1 protein-coding gene and 2 pseudogenes are annotated in these 3,321 nt (G+C 69.6%); 1 reads left to right on the top strand and 2 read right to left on the bottom strand.

From position 1 onward, the window contains the following. Window positions 1-53 (bottom strand): annotated as a pseudogene (locus ACWDR3_RS47505) (hypothetical protein); the annotation flags it as partial. 34 nt (window positions 54-87) lie between these two features. Then, window positions 88-2,640 (bottom strand): annotated as a pseudogene (gene pepN, locus ACWDR3_RS47510) (aminopeptidase N); the annotation flags it as partial. 112 nt (window positions 2,641-2,752) lie between these two features. On the opposite strand from pepN, the gene ACWDR3_RS47515 reads away from it, so the two are divergent. Beyond that, entirely contained in the window at window positions 2,753-3,226 is a 474-nt protein-coding gene (locus ACWDR3_RS47515; RefSeq protein ID WP_450358911.1) for a DUF1203 domain-containing protein, read from the top strand. Window positions 3,227-3,321 lie beyond the last annotated feature (95 nt).

A 3,321-nucleotide genomic window follows, 5' to 3' on the forward strand; every position in this document is an offset into this window, starting at 1 on the left:
CGGCGCCATTCGGTGCGGGCGTTGCGGAGGGCGCCGAGGGTGGTGGAGTAGCGGCGGGATTTGGTGGAGAAGTGGCCGCGGAAGCCGAGCCTGTGCCTTCAGTGCCCGCTCCACGCCCGCGCGGGACTCGGAGATCAGGCGGCGCAGGGACGCGCCCGGCTCGGCCGAGGCCAGCCAGGCGTCCGTGCGGTCCAGGGTGTCCTGCGCGACCTGGATCGACGGGTAGAGGCCGACCACGATCTGCTGGGCCATCTCGTGCGAACGCGACTCCCAGACCTCGCTCACGGCCTCGAAGAACTTCGCCGTGTACGGCGCCAGCAGCTCGCGCTGGTCGGTCTGGACGAAGCCGCCGATGACCGCCTCCTGCACGGCGTTCGGCAGCTTGTCGGACTCGACGACCGACGCCCAGGCCTCCGCCTTCGCCTCGGCGGTCGGCCGGGCCGAACGGGCGCTGGCCGCGTGCCGCTCACCGGCCGCGGTCTTGTCCCGCTCGTACTCGCCGGCGATCTCCGCCTCGTCGAACCGGCCGACCGCGGCGAGGCGTTGTACGAACGCCCAGCGCAGCTCGGTGTCGACGGCCAGGCCCTCGATCGTCTGCGTGCCCTCCAACAGGGCGTCCAGCAGGTCGAGTTGCTCCGGCGTACGGGCCGTGGCCGCGAACGCCCTTGCCCACGCGAGCTGGTGGTCGCTGCCCGCCTCGGCGGACCGCAGATGGGCCAGCGTCGCGTCGGTCCAGCGGGTCAGCAGCGCCTCGCGGGTGGAGGGGTCGGCGTACAGCTCGATCGCCAGCTTCACCTGGCGGTGCAGCGACTGCACGACGCCGATGTCGGACTCCTTGCCGATGCCCGACAGGACGAGGGAGAGGTAGTCGCGGGTGGCGAGTTCGGCGTCCCGGGTCATGTCCCAGGCCGAGGCCCAGCACAGGGCGCGGGGGAGGGAGGACTCGAAGTCGCCGAGGTGCTCGGTGACGAAGGCCAGCGACTGCTCGTCCAGGCGGACCTTGGCGTACGACAGGTCGTCGTCGTTGAGCAGGATCACGTCCGGACGGCGCTTGCCGACCAGCTGCGGTACGGCCGTCAACTCGCCGTCCACGTCCAGCTCGACGCGCTCGTCGCGCACCAACTTGCCGGTGTCCGCGTCGAGTTCGTACAGGCCGACGGCGATGCGGTGCGGGCGGAGCGTCGGCTCGCCCTTGGCGCCGGCCGGGAGGGCGGGGGCCTCCTGGCGGACGGCGAAGGCGGTGATGACACCGTCCGCGTCCGTCTCGATCTCGGGGCGCAGGATGTTGATGCCGGCCGTCTCCAGCCACGCCTTCGACCAGGCCTTCAGATCCCGGCCCGAGGTCTCCTCCAGGGCGCCGAGCAGGTCGGACAGACGGGTGTTGCCGAAGGCGTGGCGCTTGAAGTACGCCTGCACGCCCGCGAAGAACTCGTCCATGCCGACGTACGCCACGAGCTGCTTCAGGACGCTCGCGCCCTTGGCGTACGTGATGCCGTCGAAGTTGACGAGCACGTCGTCGAGGTCGTTGATCTCGGCCATGATCGGGTGGGTGGAGGGCAGTTGGTCCTGCCGGTAGGCCCACGTCTTCATGGAGTTGGCGAAGGTCGTCCACGAGTGCGGCCACCGGGAGTCCGGGTGGTAGGACTGGCAGGCGATCGACGTGTAGGTGGCGAACGACTCGTTCAGCCACAGGTCGTTCCACCACTCCATGGTGACCAGGTCGCCGAACCACATGTGGGCCAGCTCGTGCAGGATGGTCTCGGCGCGCACCTCGTAGGCGGCATCCGTCACCTTGGAGCGGAAGACGTACTGGTCGCGGATGGTCACCGCGCCCGCGTTCTCCATCGCGCCCGCGTTGAACTCCGGCACGAAGAGCTGGTCGTACTTCTGGAACGGGTACGCGTAGTCGAACTTCTCCTGGAACCACTCGAAGCCCTGCCGGGTCACCTCGAAGATGGCGTCGGAGTCGAGGAACTCGGCGAGCGAGGGCCGGCAGTAGATGCCGAGCGGCACGCTCTGCCCGTCCTTCTCGTACACGCTGTGCACGGAGTGGTACGGGCCGACGATCAGCGCGGTGATGTACGTCGAGATGCGCGGGGTCGGCGCGAAGGTCCAGACGTCGTCCTTGGGCTCGGGCGTCGGGGAGTTCGAGACGACGGTCCAGCCGCTCGGCGCCTTCACGGTGAACTGGAAGGTCGCCTTCAGGTCTGGCTGCTCGAAGGAGGCGAAGACGCGGCGGGCGTCCGGCACCTCGAACTGGGTGTAGAGGTAGGCCTGGTTGTCGACCGGGTCGACGAAACGGTGCAGGCCCTCACCGGTGTTGGTGTACGCGCAGTCCGCGACGACCCGCAGGACGTTGCGTCCCTCCAGCAGGCCCGGGAGCGCGATCCGGGAGTCCGCGAAGACCTCGGCGGGCGCCAGCGGCTCGCCGTTCAGCGTCACCTCATTGACCGCCGGGGCGACCAGGTCGATGAACGACTCGCTGCCGCCCTCCGCGACATCGAAGCGCACCGTGGTCACGGACCGGTAGGTACCGCCCTCCTGCGCGCCGGAGAGGTCGAGATCGATCTCGTACGAGTCAACGGTCAGCAGCTTCGCCCGCTGCCGCGCCTCTTCGCGAGTCAGGTTTGTGCCAGGCACGCGGTCATCTCCTCGTTATGTGTGGGTTGCGCCATCCTTCCACGGGACCTGACCGGAACGCGATGTCCATTTCCCGCCGGTGAGCGGGCGGGCCGAGCGCGAGCCTGAAGCCATGACGACCTACACCGCACGACCCGTCGACCCGACGGTCCTGAAGGAGCTGCGCTCTGCTGACGACGCGGGCGCCCGAATGGTTCCCGTACTCGACGAGGAGGGCGGCGCCCCCCTCCGCTGCTGCCTGCGCCGCAGCGAGCCGGGCGAACGGATCGCCCTGGTCTCGTACGCCCCACTGCGCCGCTGGGCGGCGGAAACGGGGGTGGATCCGGGGGCGTACGACGAGCAGGGGCCAGTGTTCATTCATGCCGACGACTGCAGGGGCCCGGCGGACGACTCCGCGTACCCCTTCGCGAACGCCCACCGGGTGCTGCGCCGCTACTCCACCGACGGTCACATCCTGGGCGGACAGCTGGTCGAGGCACCGGACGACGAAGCCCTCCGAAACGCCTTCGACGACCCGTCCGTGGCACTGGTCCACGTCCGGGCCGTCGAGTACGGCTGCTTCCTCTACGAGGTGCGCAAGGCCTAGCGTCCTGGGGCTGGAAATCCAGCCCCTCCGGCGTTTGAGGAGCGGGGTCTGGGGCGGAGCCCCAGAAGGATGGGACGGGTAGGGGCGGCGGGGGC

The sequence above is a fragment of the Streptomyces sp. NPDC001002 genome, assembly GCF_053599215.1.

Excerpts from the sequence above, each read along its gene's own strand:
- ACWDR3_RS47515 (WP_450358911.1), top strand. The coding sequence starts at position 2,753 with ATGACGACCTACACCGCACGACCCGTCGACCCGACGGTCCTGAAGGAG.